Annotated in this window: 23 protein-coding genes; 11 read left to right on the plus strand and 12 right to left on the minus strand. The window is 69.4% G+C overall.

Annotated elements, in window-relative coordinates:
• The first annotated feature begins 136 nt into the window (after positions 1–136).
• Both AAEX60_RS07545 and AAEX60_RS07550 read left to right on the plus strand, forming a co-directional pair.
• Positions 137–1,093 carry a glycosyltransferase family 2 protein gene (locus AAEX60_RS07545; RefSeq protein ID WP_342102358.1) on the plus strand — a complete coding sequence of 319 codons (957 nt, stop codon included), beginning with the start codon at positions 137–139 and terminating at the stop codon, positions 1,091–1,093.
• A gap of 1 nt (position 1,094) precedes the next feature.
• Positions 1,095–1,961 (plus strand): glycosyltransferase, encoded by an 867-nt coding sequence (locus AAEX60_RS07550; protein WP_342102359.1) that lies wholly within the window; start codon positions 1,095–1,097, stop codon positions 1,959–1,961.
• Between the two features lie 3 nt (positions 1,962–1,964).
• Here the strand turns inward: AAEX60_RS07550 and AAEX60_RS07555 are convergent, their stop codons facing one another.
• Both AAEX60_RS07555 and AAEX60_RS07560 read right to left on the minus strand, forming a co-directional pair.
• Entirely contained in the window at positions 1,965–2,864 is a 900-nt protein-coding gene (locus AAEX60_RS07555) for a glycosyltransferase (protein WP_342102360.1), read from the minus strand.
• A complete protein-coding gene (locus tag AAEX60_RS07560; RefSeq protein ID WP_342102361.1) occupies positions 2,861–3,268 on the minus strand; it encodes a hypothetical protein in 408 nt (135 codons plus the stop codon). Before AAEX60_RS07560 ends, AAEX60_RS07555 begins: the two co-directional genes overlap by 4 nt.
• A 431-nt stretch (positions 3,269–3,699) precedes the next feature.
• Between AAEX60_RS07560 and AAEX60_RS07565 the strand changes: the two genes are divergently transcribed.
• Genes AAEX60_RS07565 through AAEX60_RS07585 form a run of 5 tightly spaced genes read left to right on the plus strand, consistent with a single transcriptional unit; the run spans position 3,700 to position 7,219 of the window.
• Positions 3,700–4,344 (plus strand): hypothetical protein, encoded by a 645-nt coding sequence (locus tag AAEX60_RS07565; protein ID WP_342102362.1) that lies wholly within the window; start codon positions 3,700–3,702, stop codon positions 4,342–4,344.
• A complete protein-coding gene (locus tag AAEX60_RS07570; RefSeq protein ID WP_342102364.1) occupies positions 4,341–5,663 on the plus strand; it encodes an O-antigen ligase family protein in 1,323 nt (440 codons plus the stop codon). The genes AAEX60_RS07565 and AAEX60_RS07570 overlap by 4 nt, the downstream gene beginning before the upstream one ends.
• Positions 5,664–5,666: 3 nt before the next feature.
• Positions 5,667–6,014 (plus strand): holo-ACP synthase, encoded by a 348-nt coding sequence (locus tag AAEX60_RS07575; protein WP_342102366.1) that lies wholly within the window; start codon positions 5,667–5,669, stop codon positions 6,012–6,014.
• Positions 6,015–6,032: 18 nt separating this feature from the next.
• Positions 6,033–6,281 carry an acyl carrier protein gene (locus AAEX60_RS07580; RefSeq protein WP_342102368.1) on the plus strand — a complete coding sequence of 83 codons (249 nt, stop codon included), beginning with the start codon at positions 6,033–6,035 and terminating at the stop codon, positions 6,279–6,281.
• 11 nt (positions 6,282–6,292) lie between these two features.
• Positions 6,293–7,219, plus strand: coding sequence for a hypothetical protein (locus AAEX60_RS07585; protein WP_342102370.1), 927 nt, complete (start codon positions 6,293–6,295; stop codon positions 7,217–7,219).
• Between the two features lie 7 nt (positions 7,220–7,226).
• Here AAEX60_RS07585 and AAEX60_RS07590 read toward each other — a convergent pair whose 3' ends face one another.
• The 6 genes from AAEX60_RS07590 to AAEX60_RS07615 form a co-directional block, all read right to left on the minus strand.
• Positions 7,227–8,891 carry a carbohydrate-binding domain-containing protein gene (locus AAEX60_RS07590; RefSeq protein ID WP_342102371.1) on the minus strand — a complete coding sequence of 555 codons (1,665 nt, stop codon included), beginning with the start codon at positions 8,889–8,891 and terminating at the stop codon, positions 7,227–7,229.
• Between the two features lie 212 nt (positions 8,892–9,103).
• Entirely contained in the window at positions 9,104–10,075 is a 972-nt protein-coding gene (locus tag AAEX60_RS07595; RefSeq protein WP_342102372.1) for a GDP-L-fucose synthase family protein, read from the minus strand.
• Positions 10,076–10,080: 5 nt separating this feature from the next.
• Entirely contained in the window at positions 10,081–11,133 is a 1,053-nt protein-coding gene (gene gmd / locus AAEX60_RS07600; RefSeq protein ID WP_342102374.1) for a GDP-mannose 4,6-dehydratase, read from the minus strand.
• A 4-nt stretch (positions 11,134–11,137) separates the two neighbouring features.
• Positions 11,138–12,397: a glycosyltransferase family 4 protein gene (locus AAEX60_RS07605; protein ID WP_342102375.1), complete on the minus strand. Its 1,260-nt coding sequence runs from the start codon at positions 12,395–12,397 to the stop codon at positions 11,138–11,140.
• A gap of 140 nt (positions 12,398–12,537) precedes the next feature.
• Positions 12,538–13,653 (minus strand): glycosyltransferase, encoded by a 1,116-nt coding sequence (locus AAEX60_RS07610; RefSeq protein ID WP_342102377.1) that lies wholly within the window; start codon positions 13,651–13,653, stop codon positions 12,538–12,540.
• Complete coding sequence (locus AAEX60_RS07615; protein WP_342102378.1) at positions 13,650–14,216, minus strand: DapH/DapD/GlmU-related protein; 567 nt, start codon at positions 14,214–14,216, stop codon at positions 13,650–13,652. Before AAEX60_RS07615 ends, AAEX60_RS07610 begins: the two co-directional genes overlap by 4 nt.
• Positions 14,217–14,387: 171 nt before the next feature.
• On the opposite strand from AAEX60_RS07615, the gene AAEX60_RS07620 reads away from it, so the two are divergent.
• Together AAEX60_RS07620 and AAEX60_RS07625 are read left to right on the plus strand one after the other, a co-directional pair.
• A complete protein-coding gene (locus AAEX60_RS07620) occupies positions 14,388–15,623 on the plus strand; it encodes a hypothetical protein (RefSeq protein ID WP_342102379.1) in 1,236 nt (411 codons plus the stop codon).
• An 82-nt stretch (positions 15,624–15,705) separates the two neighbouring features.
• Positions 15,706–16,773, plus strand: coding sequence for a right-handed parallel beta-helix repeat-containing protein (locus tag AAEX60_RS07625; RefSeq protein WP_342102380.1), 1,068 nt, complete (start codon positions 15,706–15,708; stop codon positions 16,771–16,773).
• Here the strand turns inward: AAEX60_RS07625 and AAEX60_RS07630 are convergent.
• From AAEX60_RS07630 to AAEX60_RS07645, 4 genes are all read right to left on the minus strand, one after another.
• Positions 16,670–18,076 carry a hypothetical protein gene (locus AAEX60_RS07630; RefSeq protein WP_342102381.1) on the minus strand — a complete coding sequence of 469 codons (1,407 nt, stop codon included), beginning with the start codon at positions 18,074–18,076 and terminating at the stop codon, positions 16,670–16,672. The genes AAEX60_RS07625 and AAEX60_RS07630 overlap by 104 nt on opposite strands.
• Entirely contained in the window at positions 18,073–18,687 is a 615-nt protein-coding gene (locus AAEX60_RS07635; protein ID WP_342102382.1) for a YveK family protein, read from the minus strand. Before AAEX60_RS07635 ends, AAEX60_RS07630 begins: the two co-directional genes overlap by 4 nt.
• Positions 18,688–18,756: 69 nt before the next feature.
• A complete protein-coding gene (locus AAEX60_RS07640) occupies positions 18,757–19,641 on the minus strand; it encodes a glycosyltransferase family 2 protein (RefSeq protein WP_342102383.1) in 885 nt (294 codons plus the stop codon).
• Complete coding sequence (locus AAEX60_RS07645) at positions 19,638–20,879, minus strand: glycosyltransferase family 87 protein (RefSeq protein ID WP_342102384.1); 1,242 nt, start codon at positions 20,877–20,879, stop codon at positions 19,638–19,640. The genes AAEX60_RS07640 and AAEX60_RS07645 overlap by 4 nt, the downstream gene beginning before the upstream one ends.
• A 69-nt stretch (positions 20,880–20,948) precedes the next feature.
• Here AAEX60_RS07645 and AAEX60_RS07650 point away from each other — a divergent pair, with 69 nt between their 5' ends.
• Positions 20,949–22,247, plus strand: coding sequence for an FAD-dependent oxidoreductase (locus tag AAEX60_RS07650; RefSeq protein WP_342102385.1), 1,299 nt, complete (start codon positions 20,949–20,951; stop codon positions 22,245–22,247).
• Positions 22,244–23,362 carry an ATP-grasp domain-containing protein gene (locus tag AAEX60_RS07655; RefSeq protein WP_342102386.1) on the plus strand — a complete coding sequence of 373 codons (1,119 nt, stop codon included), beginning with the start codon at positions 22,244–22,246 and terminating at the stop codon, positions 23,360–23,362. Before AAEX60_RS07650 ends, AAEX60_RS07655 begins: the two co-directional genes overlap by 4 nt.
• The last annotated feature ends 2 nt before the right edge of the window (positions 23,363–23,364 follow it).

Genomic DNA, 23,364 nt, shown 5'->3' on the forward strand with positions numbered 1-23,364 from the left:
TCGCTCCACCCTAACCACCGCGCAGTGCCACCCCGTCCCGGTTAGGCTGGGCGCAGACATTCGGGGGAAGGTCTGCGTGGCTACGTCATTTGTCCGCCCCTCCCCCGGGCCCGCCCACGAGCCACGAGGACGCCGCATGGAGAATTCGTCAGCCAGCCCCCAGACCATGGTGGTGACCGCCGTGGTGGTCACCTACAACTCGGCAGGGGAGATCGACAACCTGCTGGACTCGTTGCCGGCCGCCGCCGACGGGCTGGACCTGCGGGTGCTGGTGGTGGACAACTCCTCCACCGACGACACCGTGGCCCGGGTCCAGGCGCGCGGCGACGCCCGGGTGGTGCCCGGCGGTGGCAACATCGGCTATGCCGCCGGGGTGAACGTCGGCCGGGAACACCTGGACCCGGACACCGACGCGATCGCCATCCTCAACCCGGACCTGGTGATGGAAGCCGGCAGCCTGCGCCGGCTGTGCGAGCCGCTGGCCGCGGACCCGAGCATCGGCGTCACCGTGCCGCACATCGCCAATTCCGACGGCACTGCCTTCCACTCATTGCGGCGCGAGGCCACGCTGCTCTCCCAGCTTGGGGAGGCCGCCTTCGGCGCCAAGTGGCCCAACCGGCCGACGGTGCTGGGCGACACCCTGCGCACCCCCGAGCACTACTCCAGCGAACGCGACGTGGACTGGGCCAGCGGCGCGGCTCTGGTGGTCGGCCGGCAGTGCGACACGGCGGTGGGCGACTGGCGCGAGGATTTCTTCCTCTACTCCGAGGAGACCGACTTCGCCCGTCGGGTACGCCAGGCCGGCTTCCGGATCCGCTATCTGCCGCAGGCCCGGTGCGTACACATCGGCGGCGCCTCCGGCTCCTCCCCCCGGCAGGCCGCCCTGATGGAGATCAACAAGCTCCGCGACTACGAGGGCCACCACAGCCCGCTCAACTCGCTGCTGTTCCGCGGCATCCTGACCGCCCAGCACGCGGTGCGTTCCCGCAAGCCCGCCTCCCGGGCCGCGCTGCACTACCTGCTGCACCGCGACGCCTGGGGCGAGCTGCCGTCGGGCGATCCCCGTCCCGGCCGCGAGCATCGGGAGGCCTGAGGTGGCGAGCATCATCATCCCAGCCCACAACGAGGCCACGGTGATCGGGCGGACGCTGGAATCGCTGGCGGACGGCACCCTGCGCCCGGACACGCTGGTTGTGGTGGCCTGCAATGGCTGCACCGACGGCACGGAGCAGATCGTGCGGGGCTTCGACGGCCGGCTGCGGCTGGAGACGCTGGAGATGCCGGCCGCCTCCAAGCAGTCCGCGCTGAACGCCGCGGAGGCCCACCTGGCCCAGACCGGGGAGGCCGACAACTTTCCCCGGATCTTCCTGGATGCGGACATCGCCGCCCCGGCCGAGTCCCTGAACGAGGTCTTCCGGGTGCTGGAGAGCGGCCGGGTGCTGGCCGCCCGGCCGCCACTGGTCTACCGCACCGAGGGCGTCGAGGCGCCGGTCAAGGCCTACTACGATGCCCGGATGCGCACCCCCGAGGTGTTGTCCGCCCTGTGGGGTGCCGGGGTCTTCGCGGTGGGCGCCGAGGGACGCGCGCGCTGGGCCGAGTTCCCGGCCGACGCCCCCGACGACCTGTTCGTCGATGCCCTGTTCTCCCCCGAGGAGAAGTGCGTGGTGGCCGCGGATCCGGTGCCGGTGGAGGTGCCCCGCACCACCCGGGCGCTGGTGCGCACCCTGAAGCGGGTCTACCGCCCGTCGCAGAAGGTCCAGGAGCTGGGTCAATCCACCACGGGTTCCTCGGGAAGCACGCTGAAGTCCCTGCTCAAGGCCAACTCGGGCAGCCCTCGTCAGCTGTTGGACGCCGGCTGCTACTGCGCCCTGGCGGTGGCGGCGCGGCTCCAGGACCGGCTGGAGCCCGCCGCCCGGCACCGCTCGGAGCTGCACTGGGAGCGGGACGACACCACCCGCTGACCCTCAGCCCTTGCGGGCGCGCAGGTCCTTGGCCTTGGTGACGGCCCCGCGAGCGGCCTTGCCGCCGTGGTACTTCACGGCGTCGAAGCGCTCCTTGCCCAGCACCTTGACCAGGGCGGCCCGGGCATTGCCCCGGGCCGAGTCACGCAGCCAGCGGGTGGGCGCCTCGACCAACCGGTCCCTGGCCAGCTCGGTGGCGGTCGGGGCCTGTACCCCGTCCAGCATCCCCGGGAACAGCGCCCGGTAGCGCGCCGGATCGGTCATGGTGCCGCGCACCCGGTTGCTGACATTGGCCCCGTGGATCACCTGCAGCCAGCCGGGCTCACCCTCCACCTCGACGACGTCCATGTGCCGCCCCAGCCGGTTGTGCCAGTCGGACCAGCAGGTCATCAGGTCGGACAGGTCCTCCCGGACGGCGCAGAAGGCATTGGTCCGGTCCTCGCGCAGGAAGCACCGACGGCCATTGGTGATCAGGCCGTGCGCGAGGTACAGCGCGGTCCGCTCCTGGGTCACCGGCGCCTGGCGCAGCCGCTGCACGAAGTCGATGGCCAGGCCGTCATCATTGTCCAGGTTCGAGGTGATCACCGGGCCGTTCTGGCGCCCGGCCGCTGCCTGGATGTCCCGAGTGAGCTCCACCGGGCCCACGCTGGTGGCCAGCACCGGGGTGAGCAGACCCTCGTCGCGCCAGGCGTACATCTTGTCCAGCAGCCACTGCGGGCTCTCGGTGTCCAGGTAGACCACCCAGGAGATGTCGTCGCCCAGCTGGGCGCGCACCGAGGGCACGGTGTAGCGCTCGAACAGCTCGATCCGCTCCCGCAGCCAACCCTCCTTGGCGCGGATCAGGCTCTCCACACCCTCGCTGGGCAGGTTGAAGCGGGTCAGGAAGACATGTGCGGTGCTCATACGGTCTGGTCCTCACGGTTGACGGATGCGGGGCGACGGGGGGAGTGGGCGGGACGGCGTCGGGAGAGCAGCCGGTCCGCGGCCCAGGTGGCGCACAGGCTGAAGCCCAGGCCGGCCAGCCCGTAACCGGCCATGGCGCGGCTGCGGGGCGTGACCACCTCATGCACCACGGGATCCTTTGGGGTGGCCTGCAGTTCCACGGTCTGCCCGGCGGGAACCTTCAGCTCCTTCTCAATGCCGGCCAGCTCCACGCCCAGACGCTGAACTTCGGCTGACAGGTTCGTGCGCACCATCTGGGGGTCGGGATCCACCACCTGGACCTCGACGACGGGCTCCTCCACCTGACTCAGCCACTGCCCGCCGATATTGCGGACCTGGGCATGCGTTCCCTGAAGAATTCCCATGGAATACAGAGTGGCATCGGGATCCGACGCCAATGGGGTGTGGACCCCGTTATTGACCCGGGCTGCCAACAGGTGCGCAATGGCAATTGAATCAGCCGAATGGAAGCCCACAATGCGCTCCTTGCCACCATCGGGCGAGAGCACATTCACCGTAGTCTGAGCGAAATACACCGTGTTCGGCCCGGTGGCCTGAAGAGTTATGACTGTCGTCATGACTAGGCCCAATAGCAGGACATACCAGCGTCGTACGCAGAGCTTCAGAAATTCGACAGAAGTCATCCAGATCCCCAAGTGTCGTCTTTGTTCAGGTCAGTTGTACAACACCGACGGGGCCACTCGGCGGCCCGCTGAACACACAGCGATTATGGCATGCCCCTTGCATAAGACATGATTGAAGCTCGGGGAAGAACAACGTGAAAGGCAACGTCTCGATGGACTTGCGTGACTTCGGAACGACGCTCGCTCGCTGGTGGTACCTGGCTCTGGCCACGCTGCTGCTGGCCATTGCCGCGGGGGTGGGCATGTACAAGCAGGTGGGGCCCAGCTACACCGCCAACAGTTCGGTGCTGCTGCTGCCGCCCAAGGCGGTGCTACTCGATGCGCAGCAGGACCGGCGCAACTACGCACCCAACAACCCGCTGCTCTACCTGGCCTCGCTGGGCGATGCACGCGACGTGCTGGTGCGCCATCTCAGCAGCACGGAGGTGTCCAAGCAGCTGGAGGCCAAGGCCCCCGGCGCCAAGATCACCGTCGAGGGTGACGCCACCTCTGGCTCCCCGCTGATCCTGGTGGAATCCCAGGGCGCGAGCGCGGCGGACGCGCTGGCGGGGATGAAGGCCCTGGACGCGATGGTGCCCGGCACCCTGAAGACCCTGCAGGACGAGATGAAGATCGCCGACCTGCAGCGGATCACCTCCCTCAACGTGACGGAGGACACCGAGCCGGAGAAGGACGTCAAGACCCAGCTCCTGGCCACGGTGGCCGGCGCCACCGTCGTGGGCATGCTCGGCCTGTCCCTGATCGCCCTGCTCGACCAGCGTCGGACTCGCCGGGTCAAGGCGGTCAGGCGGGCGTGAGCACCGCGGTCCAACATCCTCGAGCCCGGACCTCCGGCTGGGGTAGCCGGGCCGGCCTCGACGTGACGGCCATCTTCACTGGCTACGTCATCCTGCTGTTCGCCATTCCGGCGACGATGGTGGTCGAGGCCCTGGGCACCCTGGGCGCCCCGGCGACCATCCTGTCGCTGCTGGCCCTGGGCTGGTACACGTGGCACCACCTGCACCGGGCCGAGCCCCTGCAGGGCGGTCCCTCGCCGGTGCGCCGGGCCGGGATCCTGCTGGCGCTGGTGATGTTGCTGGTCTACGGCCATGCCATGACCACCTTCATCCCGGGCTTCGAGCTCACCAATGCCGACACCTCGCTGCTGCGCCTCCTCGGCCTGATCGGGCTGATGCTGGTGCTCAACGACGGGATCAACTCCATCGACCGGTGGCGGGTCATGCTGAACCGGCTGTCGATTGCCGGGGCCGCGGTGGCCCTGCTGGCGATCCTGCAGTTCTTCACCAATGACCTGCTGATCGACCGGATGAGCATCCCGGGCCTGACCCCGCCCACCGGGGCGACGGTGGGCACCCGGGGGATGTTCACCCGGCCCAGCGCCTCGGCCACCAATGCGATCGAGTTCGGTGCCGTGATCGCCATGTTCCTGCCGATCGCCTTCACCAATGCCCAGACCGCGGTCCGGCACCGGTTGTGGCGCTGGCTACCGGTGGGGCTGATGGCCTTCGCGGCCCTGGTCTCGCTGTCCCGCACCGCCATCATCTGCGTCGTGATCGGGATGGCCATCCTGGTGCCGGCCTGGAGCCGGCGCGCGCAGCTGCAGGTGCTGCTGGCCGCGCCCGTGGGCCTGGTGGCCGCCGGCGTCGCGGTGCCCGGCCTGCTGGGCACCCTGCGCGGGCTCTTCCTGGGGGCGGGCGACGACACATCCGTCCACTCCCGCACCGACAGCTACGGCGTGGCCTGGCAGTACATCCTGCGGCACCCCTGGCTGGGGCGCGGCTACAACACCTTCCTGCCGCGCTACTGGATCCTGGACAATGCCTACCTGCAGATCCTGATCGGGACGGGAATCGTCGGGACCCTGGCGCTGTTCTACCTGATCTTCAATGCGGCCCGCAGCGCACGAACGGCCCAGCGTCTCTTCCGGGACCCAGCCGATGCGCTGGCCGCCCGGTCCCTCCTGGCCGCGGTGGTGGCCGGATCGGTCTCGCTGTTCTTCTTCGACGCCTTCAGCTTCCCCCAGTCGGCGGGCTGCGTGATGCTGGTCTACGGCCTGGCCGGGGCCTCGCTCCGGCTGGCCCGGCTGAGCCCGGAGAAGACCCGAGCCGAGGTCTGAACGGTGCGGCCGGGGGTGGATCTGGTGCGGGTGGCCGAGGTGGCCGCCGCGCTGGACCGCTTCGGACCGCGCTACCTGCGTCGGGTCTATCGGCCCGGGGAGGTGACGGATCCGGCCCGGCTGGCCGAGCACTTCGCCGGGAAGGAGGCCATTTTCAAGGCGCTGCGCTGTGACCCCCGGCTACCGTTGCCCTGGAGGGACATCGAGGTGGTCCGCGGCCCCGACGCCGCGATGTCCGTGGTCCTGCATGGCCACGCCCGGCGTTGGGCCGCCAGCCAGGGCATCACCAGGATCGACCTGTCCACCAGCCAGCGGGACGGCGTGGCCATGGCCTTCGCCATTGCCCACTGATCCCCCGAAGGAGAAGACATGTTGGAGACGACACAACAGACCATCCGCACCATCCTCGCCGAGCATGCCCGGCTGGAGTGCGAGGCGGCGACGCTCGGGGTCGACGATGACCTCTACGCCGCCGGGATGACCTCGCACGCCAGCGTGAACGTGATGCTCGCCCTGGAGGACGAGCTGGACATCGAGTTCCCCGACGAACTGCTGAACAAGGAGACCTTCGGCAGCATCGCCCGGATCGCCGCGGCCCTCGACGGCCTGCAGGACTGAGAGGACCACCCATGAGCATCGGCAGCGGAGAGCGGGCCCGGGCAGAGCTGGCCCGACGGCTGGAGGAGGCCGGTCACCAGGTCCCCAGCGGCACCCCCGGGGTGCACGGCCGGGGCGCCGATTTCGAGGCCGTCGTCGCCGGCCTGTCCCGGGCGATGATCGCCCTAGAGGAGCCCGACGAACAGGTGCAACGGATCCACTTCCCGCCGCTGGAACCCCGGGCCGCCTACCTGAAGACGGACTACCTGGCCAGCTTCCCGCAGCTCACCGGGGCGGTGGACACCTTCACCGGCAATGACAAGGACCACAGGGCGCTGCTCAAGGTGTACGAGGAGGGCGGCGAGTGGGCGGACCGGCTGGAGCCGTCGGGACTGATGATGGTGCCGGCCACCTGCCACAATGTCTACCCGCGCTTCACCGGCGAGCTGGCCGAGCCGGCCCGGGTGGAGACCACCTCCTGGTGCTTCCGGCACGAGCCGGAGACCGATCCGCTGCGGATGGTCTGCTTCCGGATGCAGGAGGAGGTCTACCTGGGCAACCCTCAGGGCGCCCTGGCGCATCGGGACCGCTGGCTCGAGAACTTCGTCGAGCTGCTGGGAGGCCTGGGGCTCGAGGTGTCCACCGAGATCGCCAACGACCCCTTCTTCGGGCGGGCGGGCCGGATCCTGGCCGTCGGACAGCAGAGCGAGGCGCTGAAGTTCGAGGTGCTGGTCAGCATCTACGACGACAAGCCCACCGCCATCGCGTCGGGCAATGCCCACCGCTCCCACTTCGGCGAGAACTTCGCCATCACGCTGCCGGACGGCAGCCCGGCACACTCGTCGTGCGCCGGGCTTGGGCTGGAACGCACCACCATCGCCCTGCTGGTGCGGCACGGGATGGACGTGGCGCAGTGGCCCACCGAGGTGCGCCAGCGCCTGGGCCTGGAAACCGTCTGAGGACCGCTCAGCCCTGGATCCGGCGTTCACCCGTCCCGACGACCACCCCGGTGGCGCCGTAGTTCCCGAGGGCCCGGGACTTGGTGGTCAACCGGTAGGTGTTGCCCTGGAGCGTCACCCCACTGGGCTTCGGCGCGGTGCTGCTGCCCGGCCCGAGGAAGACGCAGTCGACGCCATTGCCCTGCTTGGTGGTGTCGAAGGTGTTCTTCTCCACGGTGATGGCACGCGCGCCGCTGAGGATGATCACCCCGGAGGCGTAGCCGGTCGCCCGGTGCGCAACCTTGGTCATGGTGTTCCGGGAGACCGTGATCCCCGAGGAGCGATCCTCGATGTGCACGGGGTTCATGGCGTAGTTGGTGAAGCTGTTGCCCACGATGGATCCGCCGGTCACCCGCGCCATCCCCACGCCGAAGCCGCTGTTCGAGCTGGTCGAAAGGTTGTCCGCGAAGGAGTTGCCCACCACGTGGACCGTGGCCATGACCCCATTGGGCGAGTTGAACTCCAGGTCATCGGCATGGTTCCTGCGGAACGTCGAGCCGGTGACCAGGACGTCGTCCACCCGCCCGGTCCGCGCATTGCTGCTAAGCAGCCCGAACTGGGTGTTCTCGAAGGTGGAGCCGGTGATGGTCAGCCCGCGCACTCCCCGGTTTCCCATGTTGATCAGGTCGATCGCGGAGAAGTCATTGCCCCAGGTGGCAGCGCCCGTGTTGAAGGTCACACCCGACAGCCAGATCCCCGTGCCGCCGGCGATGGTGAGCATCCGCCCATAGGCGGCATTGGCCCGAGTCAACCGGAGATTCTCGATCCGCACCTGGTCCGAGTTGATCCGCAGCAACTGGACATAGCGGGACTTGTCGGCGCTGGACAGGGCCAATTCCGATCGGCTGCCCGAACCGACCAGCGCCACCCGCGAGGGCAGGTCCACGGTGCCCAGGGGATCCACCACCAGGCGTCGATCGGGCAGGACCAGCGTGCCGCCGCCCTTGGCCCGCAGCACGTCCAGGGCCGCAGTGATCTGGTTGGCATTGCCCCGGGGGGTGCCGTCGGTACGGAACTGGTCCAGGGTGACCCGGTGGGAACCGACGGCGGGCCGACGCGCGGCCGTCGATGCGGCAGCTGGAACCGTGGCCGAGGTCACGGCCCGGGCCTTGGTCGGCGCGGCCTTCGCCGCCAGGACCCGGTAGCGCAGAGCACCGTCGGTGAGCATCCGTCCGTTGAACCTGCTCGTCCTGCGGCCATCGGTGGCGTACTTCCAGCCATGACCCTGATCGTAGACGGCGCTGGTCAGCGGCACGCTCTTCCCGTCGACGACAAGGGAACGGAGGTACAGCGTGCGATCCTGGCGGCGGCCACTGACCGTACCGCGCGCATCATTGTCGAACAGGAGCTGGAGCTCGTCCCCGGCGCGCAGGGCCCGTGGCAACTGGATCCGGCTGGACCTCCAGGGGCGCTGCGTGGAGATCGTGGTCACGACCTTCTTGTTCAGGGCGACCCGGACGCGGGCCCCGGTGCCACGGTAGGTGTCCGAGCGCATGCTGACGGTGACGACCGACTTCTGGGCCACGGCCGGGCGCGCCGGCGCCGCGCTCGCCGGCAGGGCCGGGGCGATCAGGGCCAGGCCGGTCATGGCTGTTGCCACGCTGAGGCATCGGGCACGGCGGAGGGAGGCCATTGGGAGCTCCTTGGCTCTGGGAATTCAGCTGGACATTCCCCCGACATGGCCCCCGGCCGTGCAGAACTATAGGCAGCGCCCCTGCCACTCACAAGGTCAACTGACCAATAAGGCCCGGCGGCACTCACCACCGACCACCACCGCTCCCCGATGACAAGGGATTTTGCCGCCTTCACGCCCCTTCCGCCGAAAGCAGAAGGGCCCGGCCGGCCTCACTGCCGGAGTTGGTCCCTGTTCTCCCGGTACCACTGGATGGCATTGGCCAGGCCGGAACGCAGGTCGTACTGCGGCTGCCAACCCTCCCCCTTGAGCAAGCTGACATCCAGCAGCTTCTGTGGGGTGCCGTCGGGCTTGGAGGTGTCCCACTCCACCGTCCCGGTGTAACCCACCAGCTCGGCGATGGTCTCGGCCACCTCCTTGATGGTGCAGTCGGTCCCAGTGCCGACGTTGACCTGCTGCGGCCCGTCGTAGTGCTCCATCAGGTGCAGGCAGGCCGAGGCCATGTCGTCCACGTGCAGGAACTCCCGCCGGGGGCTGCCGGTGCCCCAGTTGGTGACCACCGGGGTGCCGTTGGCCACCGCCTCGTCATAGCGACGGATCAGCGCCGGCAGCACATGCGAGCCCTTCGGGGAGAAATTGTCCCCCGGGCCGTACAGGTTGGTGGGCATGGCGCTGATCCAGTGCACCCCGTGCTGGCGCCGGGCGGCCTGCACCTGCAGGATGCCGGCGATCTTGGCGATCGCGTAGGCGTCGTTGGTCTCCTCCAGGTAGCCCGTCAGCAGGGCGTCTTCGCTGATCGGCTGGTCGGCCAGCTTCGGGTAGATGCAGGAGCTGCCCAGGAAGAGCAGCCGGTCCACCCCGGCCGCCAATGCGGCATCCATCACGTTCACCTGGATCTGCAGGTTCTGGCTGATGAAGTCGTAGGGATAGGTGTTGTTGGCCAGGATGCCGCCCACCTTGGCCGCGGCCAGGAAGACGTAGCGGGGCCGGGTCTGCTCGAAGAAGTCGAGCACGGCCTGCCGGTCGGTCAGGTCCAGCTCCGCATGGCTGCGGGTGACGATGTCGGTGAAGCCCTCGTCGGTGAGCTTGCGCAGGATGGCGCCGCCCACCAGGCCGCGGTGCCCCGCCACGTAGACCGTCGCGGAGCGGTCCAGCGGGGCGGGGGTGAATGCGTCCTCACTCATCGGCATCACTTCCAGGTCTTGAAGCCGGGCAGCGATTCGCCCTCGCCATTGACGGCGGCGTCGATCCACAGCTTGCCGCCCACCTCAACCTGCTTCAGGTCGTTCTCCACCATGATCCGGGCCAGCTGCGGGGTGAAGACGGTGGCCTCCCAGCCCAGCTTCTCCTTGGCCTTGGACGGGTCGCCGATCAGGGCGTCCACCTCGGTCGGGCGCAGGTAGCGCTCGTCGAACTCGACGTACTTCTCCCACTCCAGATCCACCGCCTCGAAGGCGAACTGGAGGAAGTCGCGCACCGTGTAACCCTTGCCGGTGGCCAGCACGAAGTCCTCCGGGTCATCGGCCTGCAACATCCGCCACATGCCCTCCACATATTCCGGGGCGTAGCCCCAGTCACGGATGGCGTCGATATTGCCCATGTACAGCTTGTCCTGCTTGCCGGCCTTGATGGCGGCGACGGCGCGGGTGATCTTGCGGGTCACGAAGGTCTCGCCGCGACGCGGGGACTCGTGGTTGAACAGAATGCCGTTGACCGCGTGCAGACCGTAGGCCTCGCGGTAGTTCTTGGTGATCCAGTAGGAGTACATCTTGGCGGCGCCGTAGGGCGAGCGCGGGTACATCGGCGTCTCCTCGCCCTGCGGGGGCGGAGTGGCGCCGAACAACTCGGAGGTGGAGGCCTGGTAGAAGCGCGGGCTGATGCCCGCCTGGCGCACGGCCTCCAGCAGCCGCACGGTGCCGACGCCGGTGGTGTCGGCGGTGTGCTCCGGCTCGTCGAAGGAGACCCGGACGTGGCTCTGCGCGGCCAGGTTGTAGACCTCGTCGGGGCGGATGGTGTCCATCAGGGTCACCAGTCGAGCACCGTCGGACAGGTCGCCGTAGTGCAGGGTGAGCTTCACGTCCTCCTCGTGCGGGTCCTCGTAGAGGTGGTCGATCCGGTGGGTGTTGAAGGTGGACGCGCGACGGATCAGGCCGTGCACCTCGTAGCCCTTGCCCAGCAGCAGCTCCGCCAGGTATGAACCGTCCTGACCGGTGATTCCGGTGATGAAGGCCTTCTTGGCCATGGATTTACTCCGTTTCCGTGATGTTTGCGCCGGCATCCACGAGCGTGGGGAACTGACGGCGGGGAAAGTGTGAGAGCCACTCGGAGACCCGGGCCACCGCCTTGACGGCCGCAAAGTTCTCCTCGGCAAAACGTCGGGCATTGGCGCCGTAGGTGCCGGCCCGGTTGACCGAGCCAGCCATGTCCTCCACGACCGCCAGCAGGGTCGCCGGGTCGCCGGGGGCGATGATCGGGCCGGCCTGGGCCACCCGGACCTCGTCCGCGGTGGCGCTGTCGGCCTCGGTGGCGGCGACGACGGGCTTTCCCTGGATGAAGTAGCTGGTCAGCTTGCTGGGCACGGCGGACTCCCGCAGCCCGGGCTTCTCGTTCACGATCAGCACGTCGGCGCACTGCAGCATGGCGGCGTACTCCGAGTCATCCAGGGAGGGCACGAAGACCAGGTGCTTGACCCCCCGCCCGGCCTGGACCAGCGCGTCGTGCCGGGAGCCATTGCCCACCAGCCCGAAGACCACGTCGGAATCCTTCTCATCCGCCAACCGGGCCGCCTCGACGATGTTCTCCAGCCCCTGTTTGGCCCCCATGTTGCCGGTGTGGATGGCCACCAGCCGGGCATCCCCGAAGTACTTGCGCCGCACCTCGGCCGGGTCCGCGGCCAGGCTGATGTCGATGTGGCTCCAGTTGCGGGAGACACAGACCTTGGCGTCGTCCACCCCCAAGTCGTCGACGACGTGGCGCCGGAAGCGCTCGTGGATCACCAGCACCCCGTCGGCGGCCTTCAGGATCCGGGACTCCAGAGCCAGCAGCAGCCTGCTCTTCAGGTCACTGCCGCCGATCTCCTTGGCGCCATTGCTGTACAGGTCCTGCACCCAGACGGTGACGGGCGGCTGGCCGGGCAGCTTGCTGCGCAGCACCTGGATTCCGGTGCTGATCAGCGCGGGGCTGACACAAAGGACCACGTCCGGCCTGTGCCAGGGGCTCAGCGCGGCCCCCAGCCCGAAGGTGACCTCCTGCATGATCCGGCTCAGGCCCATCCCACCCGAGCCGATCACGTGCCGCACCCGCCGCACCGTGACCCCGCGGATGCTCTCCTCACGACAAAGGCCGCGGAAGTTGGTGTAATTGCTCCACTGCGGATAGTGCGGGATGCCGGTGGACACCCTCACCTGGTGCCCGACGGATTGCAGCCCCTCGGCCATCGCCGTGGTGTAGGGCGCGATGCCAGAAATCTCCGGCGAATAGTTCACCCCGATGATCAAGATCTTCATGTGTGTCTTTCCTGCGCCGGCCTGCCGGCCGGGCAACTCCCCCCGGATGCATCTGGCCGACGTGTGTCACGCCAGCCACGGAAACGATAGCGAAAGCTGACCTGCCCCACGACCGCCGCGAGGACGAGAACAGCTCGTGCTCAGGCCCCTCGGTAGGCGCTGACCAACTGCTCCACGATCGGGCGCATCGAGAATTCGTCCCGGATCAGGCGCTGGGCCCGCTCCCCGGTCTGCCGTCGCAACCCGGGATCCGCCAGATAACGCCGAATGGCCGCGGCAATCTCGGCGGGGTCATTGGTGGTCACGGTGCCGGCCGCGCCGCGCGCCACGGCGGGCGCCAACCCACAGGTGTCCGTTAGGACCACCGGGAGCCGGGCGGCCAGCGCCTCCAGCACCGACATCGGGTAGGGCTCGTCGACCGAGGGCAGCACATACAGGTCCGCGGTGGCCATGGCCTCCTGGCAACCCGCTCGGTCCGCCGGCCCATCCCAGCGCAGCCGTCTGCCCAGACCGGCGGCCTGGATGGCGGCCGCAACCGCCGGGCCCTCACCCTCGTCGGGGCCCACCATCCGGAAGCCCACCTCAGGGAATTCGCGAGCCAGTTCCGTCGCGGCCTGCACGAAGACCAGAGGGCGTTTGCGGGCCTGCAGGCGGGCCAGGTAGAGCACGGTCACCTCCGCGTGCTCCTTCGGGCTGGGCATCGAATCGGCATCCAGGCCGTTGTGGAGCTCTTCCACCCGGAGACGGGGGCCGCCCACCGCCAGGACACCCTGGCGCTCCACCTCCGTGAGGTGGAAGACGCGGGCGGCGGCGCGCAGCACCCGGCGCGTGAGCGCGGCATCCAGCGGACGGGCCAGCAGCTTCTGGGAGGGATCGATCATGCCGTGCGTCTGCACGCAGGTCCGCACCCCGAGGTTCTGCACCAGGGAGGCCGCCGGCAGGGTCACGAAGTCCCGTGCCAGATGGACGTGCACGGCATCCGCCTGGCGCGCATGGCGCCGCAACCAGGCCAGCATCTGGGGGCTGGCCAGCCCAGCGAAGCCGGCACCGGGGATCACCTGGATGACGGGGAAGAGCTTCACCGGCACGTCCTGGAAGGTGTCCGGCAGCGGACCCTCGAAGCCCTGGGCACCCGCCACCAGGGTGACGTCGTGCCCGGCATCCCGGAGCGCTCGACAGTGGTTGAAGGCCACGGTGGTGGGGCCACCATAGGCATTCTCCGGGGTGATGACGGTGGCAACCTGGATGATCTTCACGGCTGGGCCTCCCTGGCCTCGGAACGAGGGGCCAGCACCCGGGCCCCGGCAGGTACGTCCTTCACGACCAGGGCGGTGGCGCCCACGACGGCATCCCGGCCGACGGTCACACCCCGCAGCACGGTGGCCCGTGCCGCCACCCAGGCGCCGTCCTCGACGGTGATCGGGGCATTGTCGAACTCGAAGGCGACGTCCTTGGCGTCGTGGCTCCCCGTGCACAGGAAGGCCTGCTGGGAGACGCACACGTCCGAACCGATGGTGATCGGCTCCAGGTTCAGCAGGTAGCTACCCACCCCGATCCAGCTGTTGTCCCCGACGCTGAGCTTCCACGGCCAGTGGATCCGCACGCCATTGCGGATGTTCACGTTCTGGCCGATCCGGGCGCCGAAGGCCCGCAGCACCGAGGCCCGGACGGTGGGCGGCATCAGGACGGACCTGGTGAGTGGTTCGGCCACCAGGGCCCACGCAGCGCACACGGCGGCGGGGCGTCCCTTGTCATAACCCATGCCGGTGAACTGGGCCAGCCGGCGTCGATGCCCCGGAGCAGTCGGCGATGATGTCATGTCTCTCCCTCCATGACCGCGCTGGTCCTCAGGGGCTGCGGGGCCGCAGCCCGAGCCGAGTGTAACCCAGCTGAGTCCAGCCTGAAGCCCGGACTCGACAGGCTTCGGACTCGTCTAGAGTGTCCCGGGTCTGGGCCTGCGTGTCCCAGCACTCGGGGAGGGATCACGCACGTGCGAAAGTTGGCTGGGCTACACCGCGTGGTGGGCTTCGGAGCCTCGATGGCCCTGCTCGCCATCGCGTCCCTGCTGCTCATCCCGGTGATGATGAAGGCCTCCGGCTCCGTGGCCTGGGGTGCCGTGGCGCTGGGACAGTCGCTGGGCGGTGTGGGCTCCGTCGTGGTGGGCTATGGCTGGAACATGGCCGGGCCGGCCCAACTTGCGGGGGCCAACCCCACCGAGGCGCGCCGACAGTTCATCGAATCGCTGGTCGCCCGGCTGGTCCTCTTCCTGCCGGTGTGCGCCGTCGTGGTGATCGCCTCGATGCTGAGCGCCCAGCCCGGCCACGGTGGCCTCGCCGCCCTGGGTGCCGTGTCCTCGGCCACCGTGGGGCTGTCGGCCAACTGGTTCTTCGTCGGCGCGGTCCAGCCCTGGACTCTGCTGGCCACCGAGACCATCCCGCGCGTGCTCGGCACGGTCCTGGGCATGGCGCTGATGCTGCTGGGCGGCTCCGCCATGGTGGGCGTCGCTGGTCAGTTGATGGGCATGGTCCTGGCCGTGGCCGTGAGCACCGTCTGGGTCCTGCATCGGCTCCGCCAGCAGGGCGCGACGGCGTCGGCCACGCGTCCCGTGCGGCAGGTGCTGGTGGCCCAACGCGACGGAGTGGTGGCCAGCGTGGCGGGATCCTTGATGAGCGCCCTGCCGATCGTGATCGTGGCACACGCCAACCCGGCGGCCCAGCCCATGTTCGCCTTCGTGGACAAGCTGCAGCGCCAGATGTCGGTTGCCCTGACACCCTTCGTGACGGCCCTCCAGGGCTGGGTTCCCCGGGGCGACCGGGTGGCCCGAGGCCGCAAGACGCTGTGGGCTGGTCTGGGCCTGTGCACCCTGTTGAGCCTGTTCATCTTCGGCCTGGCACCCTTGCTCACCCGGGTGCTGGGTGGCGGTGTGATCACCACCAGCTGGCCCCTGAACGCGGCCATGGCAGTCTTCGTCGGCCTGGGCACCTATGAGTTGATGCTCTCCCACGTGGTCCTGTCCACCTTCCAGCGCCTCCGCTTCGTGGCAACCGCCACCCTGACCACCGGCATCGCCAGCCTGGTGGCGATCGCACCGGCAGCTATCCGCTGGCAGGCGGGTGGCGCCCTGGTTGCCGTCCTCGCCGGGCTGGCACTGCGGGCGGTGGTCGAGGTGGTCGAGAGCGTGCGGGCGTTGGGCCGGGCCGAGGCCTCCTCCAACGAAGCCGGGTGACGAGATGTCCAGGCGTTGTTGGCCGGCGGCTTTCCTGCTGGCTGCACTGCTGACGGGCTGCCAGGAGGAGCCCGCCCGAACGGTGAGCCTGACCGACGTCGGCGCCCGCTGTGACGCCCGCAGCAATGACCGTCCGGCGCTGGCCCGGGCACTGTCCCAACTGGGGACCACGGGCGGGACCGTCCTGCTCCCGGCCGGCCGCACCTGCGTGGTGCTGCCCGAGGGGGACGGTGCCACCCTGGAGCTGCCCACCGGGACGACCATCCGGGGCGAGGGTGAGGGGGCCCGGTTGTTGCTCCGAGACGGTCCGGGACGGCCCCCGACCGGCTTGTTCAGCGTGGAGGGGAACGACGTCGAGCTGCACCGGCTGGAGCTGGTCAGCCAGACCGAGGCGCCTTCCACCCTGCTGACGCTGCGAGGGGGCGAGCGCACCAGGCTCTTCGGTGTGACCCTTCGCAGCCAGCCCCGGGGCGAGGGCGGGGGTGAGAACCATGGCCTGCGCCTCACCGGCCCGGGCCCGATCCGCTCGTTGCGGATCGAGGAATCGACCCTGACCGACCTCGACTACGCGCTCTACCTGTCCAATCAGGACCGCCTGGAGGTCTCGGGGCTGGCCATCGAACGGACCACCTTCGCGCGCAACCGGGCCGACGACATCGAGCTGAATGCCCCTTCGGCGCGGCTCTTTGACGTCTCCATCGCGGGCTGCACCTTCCGGGACAACCGCTACGGCTCACCGCAGGCCGCCGCCGGCTTCGGGATCGGGTTGGCGAATGCAGCCGACGTACGCATCACCAACAACAGTTTCACCAGGTACCAGTTCTCACCCGTCCACATCGAGGACCGCTCCCGCAACGTCCGGCTGGAGCGCAACAGCTTCACCCAGGCGGCCACCGGCACCGGGAGTCAAGGCCTGGTCACCATCCTGAGCGGCTCCTCCGGGGTGGAGCTGGTGGGCAACCGCTTCGACCTGCGGGCGCACCGGCGAGCGACCCCCGCGGTGCTGGTGACCTCCGGTGCCCCGGCAGCGCCGGAACCGCGCGGGGTCACGCTGCGGGAGAACCACTACCTGCTGGGATCCCACGGGTTGGAGGTGACCAACGCAACCCAGACTCCGGCCCTGCGCGCCGGGGAACGGGTGAGCCGGTGAGCTCTTTCCCGTGACGCGCGTGCAGCACGCCCAGGGCCATCGCCGTCAGGGGGGACGCGAAGACCATCGTGGCCGCCGGCAGCGCCAGCACCACGCCGGCGGCGAACAGCATGGCCAGCAAGATCCGGAAGGGGTCGGGCCGCCGGGCCGCCAGCACGTGCGCGCACTCCCACAGGCCAAGGCCAATCACTACCCCAAAGGACAGCAGCCCCAGAAAGCCCAGCTTGAGCAGCAGCCAGGACGTCAGGAAGTGGACATCGTCCACCGCCGGGAGGTAACGCCCCGACGCGAGCAGGGTGAGGTAGTCCGGGCTGGCGCTGAGGTCCACCGTCCCCCCGGGCCCCAGACCCAACCAGTAGGAGACGCCGTCGGCATGCAGCAGCTCCAGCACCTGATGGGTCTCGTAGCCGCGGTGGGCCAGGGTCACGTCGCTGACCCCGCCGAAGCGACCACGCATCAACCTGAGCAGCCCGCTGCCGGGCGCCATGAGCACCAGGGCCGCCAGGGCCGCCAACACCAGGGGGAGCCGGGCCCACAGTGGCATCAGCGCCAGCGCCACCAGTGCCACGCAGACCGCGAACTGCCCCTTCACCGCGGAACTGCCGAAGGGATCGGCGAACAGTTGCTGCAGGCCCCACGCGACCACGCCACCCGCAACCACGCCCAGCAACCAGCGCCGGGTGCGCAGGGCCAGATAGAGGATCGCCAGCAGGGTGGGGAAGGCCACGGAGAGGAAGACCCCCACGGACTGTCTGGACCACAACTCGAACAGCGTGAGGGGAACCAGCATCAGCCAGATCACCCGCTCCTGGCCGGGCGTCCACGACGCCGCCTGGGCACCGACGGCGACGAACAACAGGAAGCCGGCCAGCAGCAGGAAGCCCTGCACCCAGTTGCCGAGCTGGAAGGACTGGCGGGGCAGCAGGACCTGGGCCAGGGTGCTGGCCACCAGGGAGCCCAGCAGCAGCCACCATGCCCAGGGAACGGAGCGCAGCCGCGGCCCCTCGCTACCAACCCAGAGCAGGGCCAGGGCGAACAGCAGGTACATCAACGGCAGGGCGATCCGCTTGACTGCCCCGAAGACCGCGAAGGATTGCTCGGCCGGGAAGACCAGCAGGAAGCTGAACTGGATGACCAGGCAGGCCCCGGCGCCCAGGGCCAGCACCAGGACCAGGCGCCCGGTGGGGGTCTGCCAGCCATCGGCCATCAGCCGCAGCCACGGGCGCATGGCCCACAGGAGAGCGAGCACGGCCGGCGCAAGCACGACGGCCACCGCGCCGGCCGCCAGCAGCAGTCCGTTCACGGATGCTGATGCCGCCGCACGCCCAGCAGGACCATGCCGACCACGAAGCCGGAGGCCGCACCGAGCAGACTCAGCAGCAGGATGAGGACCGGGCCGGTGGGCTGGTCCGCGCCGCCGGGCAGGGTGGCGCTGCCGATCGGCTTGACCACCACCAGGGGTTGCTTGCTGGAGGCCGTTTCCAGTTCCAGGCTGGTCTTCTCCACCTGCTTCATCCAGGCATTGGCCAGGGCCTGGGCAGCCAGCGGGGAGTCTGCCTGGGCGGTGACCGTCAGCGTGGGCACCAGGGCCCCGGGATCGATCTGCACCTTGCCGAGCAATTGCGCGGGATCGGGTTCCCCGGGCATCATCCGGCTGACCTCCTGGGCAACGGCCAGGGACTCCCCCACCACCGCGAAGGTCTGGGAACGCGACAGGGCCAGTTCCTGGCCGGCATTGGCCGTCGCGGGATCCTTGCCGGCATTCGCCACCACCAGCCCGATGGCCGTCGACGTGTACTTCGTGGGCAGGGCGAAGCTGGCCGCGACGCCGATCAGGGCACCCAGCACGGCACCGATCAGCGCCGGCAACAGCCCCTTTCGGAGCCGCTGCCCAAAGGTCTGCTCTAGAAACATGGAAACCCTTACCCCTTGTGATGTCCCCCGCCGCACCGGCTTGGCCAGCTTACCGACCGATCCTGAGAGTCAGATTTCCAGAATTCGCACGGGTGAGAGCCGGCGACCCACCAGGTCACGCAACGCCAACAGCTCACCGCGCAGCCGGGCCCGCCTGGTCACAGCGTCCTGCCCGAACAGCCCCCGCAGGTTTCCGACCGTCGGACGCCCCACCAGGCGGATCACGTCGCGCCACTGCAGGCTGCCCTTGCGGCGCAGGTAGACCGGGTTGGCCACGCAGCTGTAGCCGAAGCGCAGATGTTGTTCCCGCCCCCCGGACGCATTTCCCTGGTGCGCCACCACGCACCGCGGGTCGTGGACGACCCTGCCCTGCCGCTCCAACCGCCGGGCCAGGTCAAGGTCCTCCAGCCACGAATAGGCTGGCAATTGTTCGTCGAAGGGGTTTGACCGGGCGGCACCGCTGCGCACGGCCATGTTGCAGCCGTACAGCTCCCGGCTGGGGCGCACCTCCACCAGGTCCTCACCATGACTGTCCACCAGGGCCGCCGTCAGTTCCTCTTCGCTCAACTCCCGGTGCTCGGCCGCCCCGTCACGAGCCATTCGACCGGTCAGCGCGACGACATCTGGGGCTTGCGCGAAGGCCTGGGCGACGGCCTCGACGTAGTCCTCCCGGGGCACCGAGTCATCGTCCAGGAAGACGACGACGTCGATCTCCGGACGCAGGGCGGCCACACCGGCATTGCGTTGGGCCGAGGCACCACGGCTGCCGACCACCAGCTGCACTCCGGCATCGTGCTGGACCTCCTCCGGAATCCCGCGCAGGTCCGGCACGGAAATCACCAGTTGGTCCAGCGGCTGGGTCTGGTGTCGCAGCGCCCGGACCACCCGGGCGAGCGCGTCGGGCCGGTTGACGGACGGCACGACGGCGCCAACCTTCATGTGGGTGGAATTCATTGATCCAGCCTAGTGCCACGAGGAATCCGCCGGATCGTGCGGAACTCGGTCAGCGCCCAGCCCAGTGCCCCGAGGAAGGCCAGCTGAACCGCCATTGCCTGCACCCGGTTGTACTCCCCTCCCACCAGCGCATGACCGGGCAGGAGGCCGACGACTGCCAGGAAGAGGGCGATGGCCAACGCCCACCGCCCCCCACGCCGATCGACCACCACCCACACCACCAGGGGCGCCAGCAGTGCCAGGTCGTAGTGGATGTGGGGAAAGGTGACCAGCAGGGCCAGGCCCACCAGCAACGTGGCGGGGGCCGGGCTTCGCTCCGACACGGTCATGGCCAGCCGGGCCGTCAGCGCCAGCACCGCCGCGCCCGCCAGCAGCCCCACCGCTCCACTGGGTGGCGCCCCCCAGAGGGTGAGCTGCGCCACCGTGTCCACGCGCCCCTGCAGCGGCTCCAGGTCCGTTCGGGTTGACAGCTGGGAGGCACTGGCCAGCACCGTCCGCAGCAAGGCCGGCAGACCACCCTCCAGCTGGACCAGCCGGCCGATCATGGGCAGGCTGGCCACCACGGCCATCATGGTCCCCCCGAGCACCCGCCGCCACTGCCCACGGCACAGCAGCACCACCACGACGGGGATGCCGAACTGGGGTTTCACCCAGGCCAGGGCAACCCATGGAGCCAGCCACCGGTCCCGATCCGCAGGCAGAATGGCCAGCAGGGTGACCAGGCTCGCCAGCGCCCCCACATTGCCCAGGCCCTGACCAAAGGTGGTCGGGCGCCAGAGCCACTGGGCACAGATCATCCCGGCTGCCAGCAGGACCGGTGACCATGTTCCGGCCCCCAGTTGCCGAATGCGGGCACTCACGCCCACGACGCAGGCCGACACACACCCGGCCAGCACCCAGGACCAGACCAGGGTCGCCCGGTCCCACGGCAGGTCTGCCAACGGCTTGGTGACGGTCAACCACCACGGCATGTAGGGGTCGAACTCCTGGGCATGGGGGAAGGCCGTCGTGTAGGCGTCGACCCGGTAGGGGTCGATCCCCCGCGCCAGGGCACGCGCGGGCAGGGTCACCGTGTCCCGGAGGTCCGTCATGCCCGGATTGGGATAGGGGTAGCGAGCATCCTCCGGTGCCCTGAGCTGCCAGGCCACCAGGGCGTACCTGCCCGTCAGGAAGGCCGCGAGGAAAACCCCGACAGCGGCCAGACCTGTTCGGAATCGCCCGCCCCCAGTTGTCGTCATCACCGGATCCTTGCTCGAGTGCGTTGGTCACATCGTCGCATGGCCCGGCTCTCCCCCTAGGCTGGCGCCGTGAACCATCAGCACTCGATCGTGATTGGCGGCGGCGCCACCGGGGGCCTGCTCGCGCTGCGCAGCGCCCAGGCGGGCCACCGGGTCACCCTGATCGACCCGAATCCCACCCTCGGCGGGCTGACCGCCACCGAGCGCTTCACCGTGAACGGCCAGAGCTTCGACGTCGACCGGTTCTACCACGTGATCCTGGAGTCCGACGAGCGGGTGCTGGCCCTGTTGGACGAGCTCGGCCTGACCGACACGGTGGGCTGGACCTCCGCCCCGGCCGAGATCATCGCCAGGAGTGTGCGATACCCGGCCACCAGTCTGGTGGACATGGTCAGGTTGCCCATGCTCAAGGCCACGGATCGGGCTCGGATCGGTGCATCCATCGCCGCCTCCCTGGCCCTTCCGATGCCGCTGGCCAACCGGATGACCAGCGTCGAGTGGCTGCGACGCACCGCCGGCGGCAGCGCCCTGGAGTCCTTCTGGTGGCCCATCCTGCGGGCCAAGCTCGGCACCCAGGCGGACCGCGTCTCGGCGGCCTTCCTGGTGGGCACCTTCCGTCGGCTGGTCCGGGCCAAACTGAAGGGTTCCGGAGACCGGTTCGGGGTGCTGCCGAATGGCTACGGCCCCGTCTTCGACGCGCTGGCAACTCGAATCGGCGAGCTGGGTGGCGAGATCCGCACCACGATGTCGGTGGAGCGGGTGGTCCGGGAGGCCGACGGCCTGACGGTGCAGTTGAATGACGGCAGCAGTCTGCAGGCCGACCGGGTCTTCGTCACCACCCCCGGGCCGGTGACCGCCCGGCTGCTCCCCCAACTCACCGCGGCGGAGCGGGCCCAGCTGACGGCAGCGCCCTACCTAGGGGTGGTCTGCGGCAGCTTCCTGCTGGAGCAGCCGCCGAATGACTCCTACATCACCTATCTGGTGGACGACGTCCAACTGACCGGGGTGATCGGCATGCACGCCCTGCTGCCCCCGGAGCACACAGGTGGCGCGAGTCTGGTCTACCTGCCGCACTACTGCTCCCCGGACGACGAGTGGTTCGCGCTGACCGATGACCAGGTCCGGGACCGGATGCTGGCCGGCCTGCGTCAGGCCTTCCCCGACTTCGAACCCACGGTCCTGGCCAGCAGCATCAACCGGGCACGTCACGTGGTCCCGCTGCCGGTGCCGGGCGCCGAGTCCCCGCTGCCCTTCCAGACCTCGATCCAAGGAGTGACGGTGGTCTGCACCGCCCAGTCCACTTCCGGGACCCTCAATGTGGAGTCATCGCTCGACCTGGCCGAACGCGGACTGGAGACCACGACATGAGCCGCGACACCGTGGTCTTCGTCGGCACGGGGCTGGTGGCCTTCGAACAGACCTGCGCCGTGCTGCAGCGCAAGGGCGTACGGACCGTGTGGATCGGTTACCCCTATTCCCCGGTCCGACGGCTCCGCAGCCGGCTGTTCACGCCCGTCGCCAATGCCACCTCCCCGCAGGAGCTGACCGAGGTGGTTCGCCGGATCGGGCCGGAACGGCTCCTGGACCTGCAGGCCTCCGAGTTCGTCCTGGCCGAGGTGCTGGACACCGTGCTCACCCTGCCGATCGCTGGGGAGCTGGCCGACGAGCTGCGTCGCCGCCGGCAGTGGGTGGACAAGCTGTGGGCGATGGACCGGTTGGCGGAGGCGGGCATCCCGGTGCCCCGCCACAGCGCCGAGCCCGACCCGCAACGGCTGGCCGCCGAGCTGGGCCTGCCCCTGGTGGTGAAGGGCCGGATGGGCAATGGCGGGGAGTCGGTGCGGATCTGCCATGACGTCACCCAGATCAGTCAGGCTCAGGCCGACTTCGCCAAGGACGGCGGGGTCTATGCGGAGGAGTTCTGCCCCGGTGACGACGGCCTGTGCTACGCCGCCTGCTACCGGCCCGACGGCGAGATCCTGCTGGACGGGGTCTACCGAGGGGTGCGCAGCGAGGGCGCCACCAGCCAGTTCGGGGAGCTGGGCCCCCTGGACCAGACCCTGACGCTGGACGATCCCGAGGTGCTGGCGGTGGGCCGACGGGTGGTGGCCACCCTGGGCGGTGCCGGGCTGGTGAACCTGGACCTGATCCGCACCGAGCGCGGCCTGCGGGTGATCGACGTGAACCAGCGCCCCTGGGGATCGATCGTCTCGCTGCGTGCCGCCGGTACGGACTTCGTCGCGGCGATGCTGGCCGCCCTGCGGGGCGAGTCCTTCACCCCGACGACGGTTCCCGCCGGGCACCGGGTGCGCACCTTCGCCATCACCTCGATCAACACCGGCTTCACCCAGCCGCTGACCGGGCTCAAGGAGTTCGTCGCCGACGCCCGCCAGCATCTGCCATGGACCGGGCCGCGCTACCTGGTGGCCGAATGGGTGCGGGCGACCGCATTGGTCGCTCGGGACCGGCTGCGCACCCTTCGCTGAGT

The sequence above is a fragment of the Luteococcus sp. H101 genome, assembly GCF_038433155.1.
GTDB lineage: Bacteria > Actinomycetota > Actinomycetes > Propionibacteriales > Propionibacteriaceae > Luteococcus.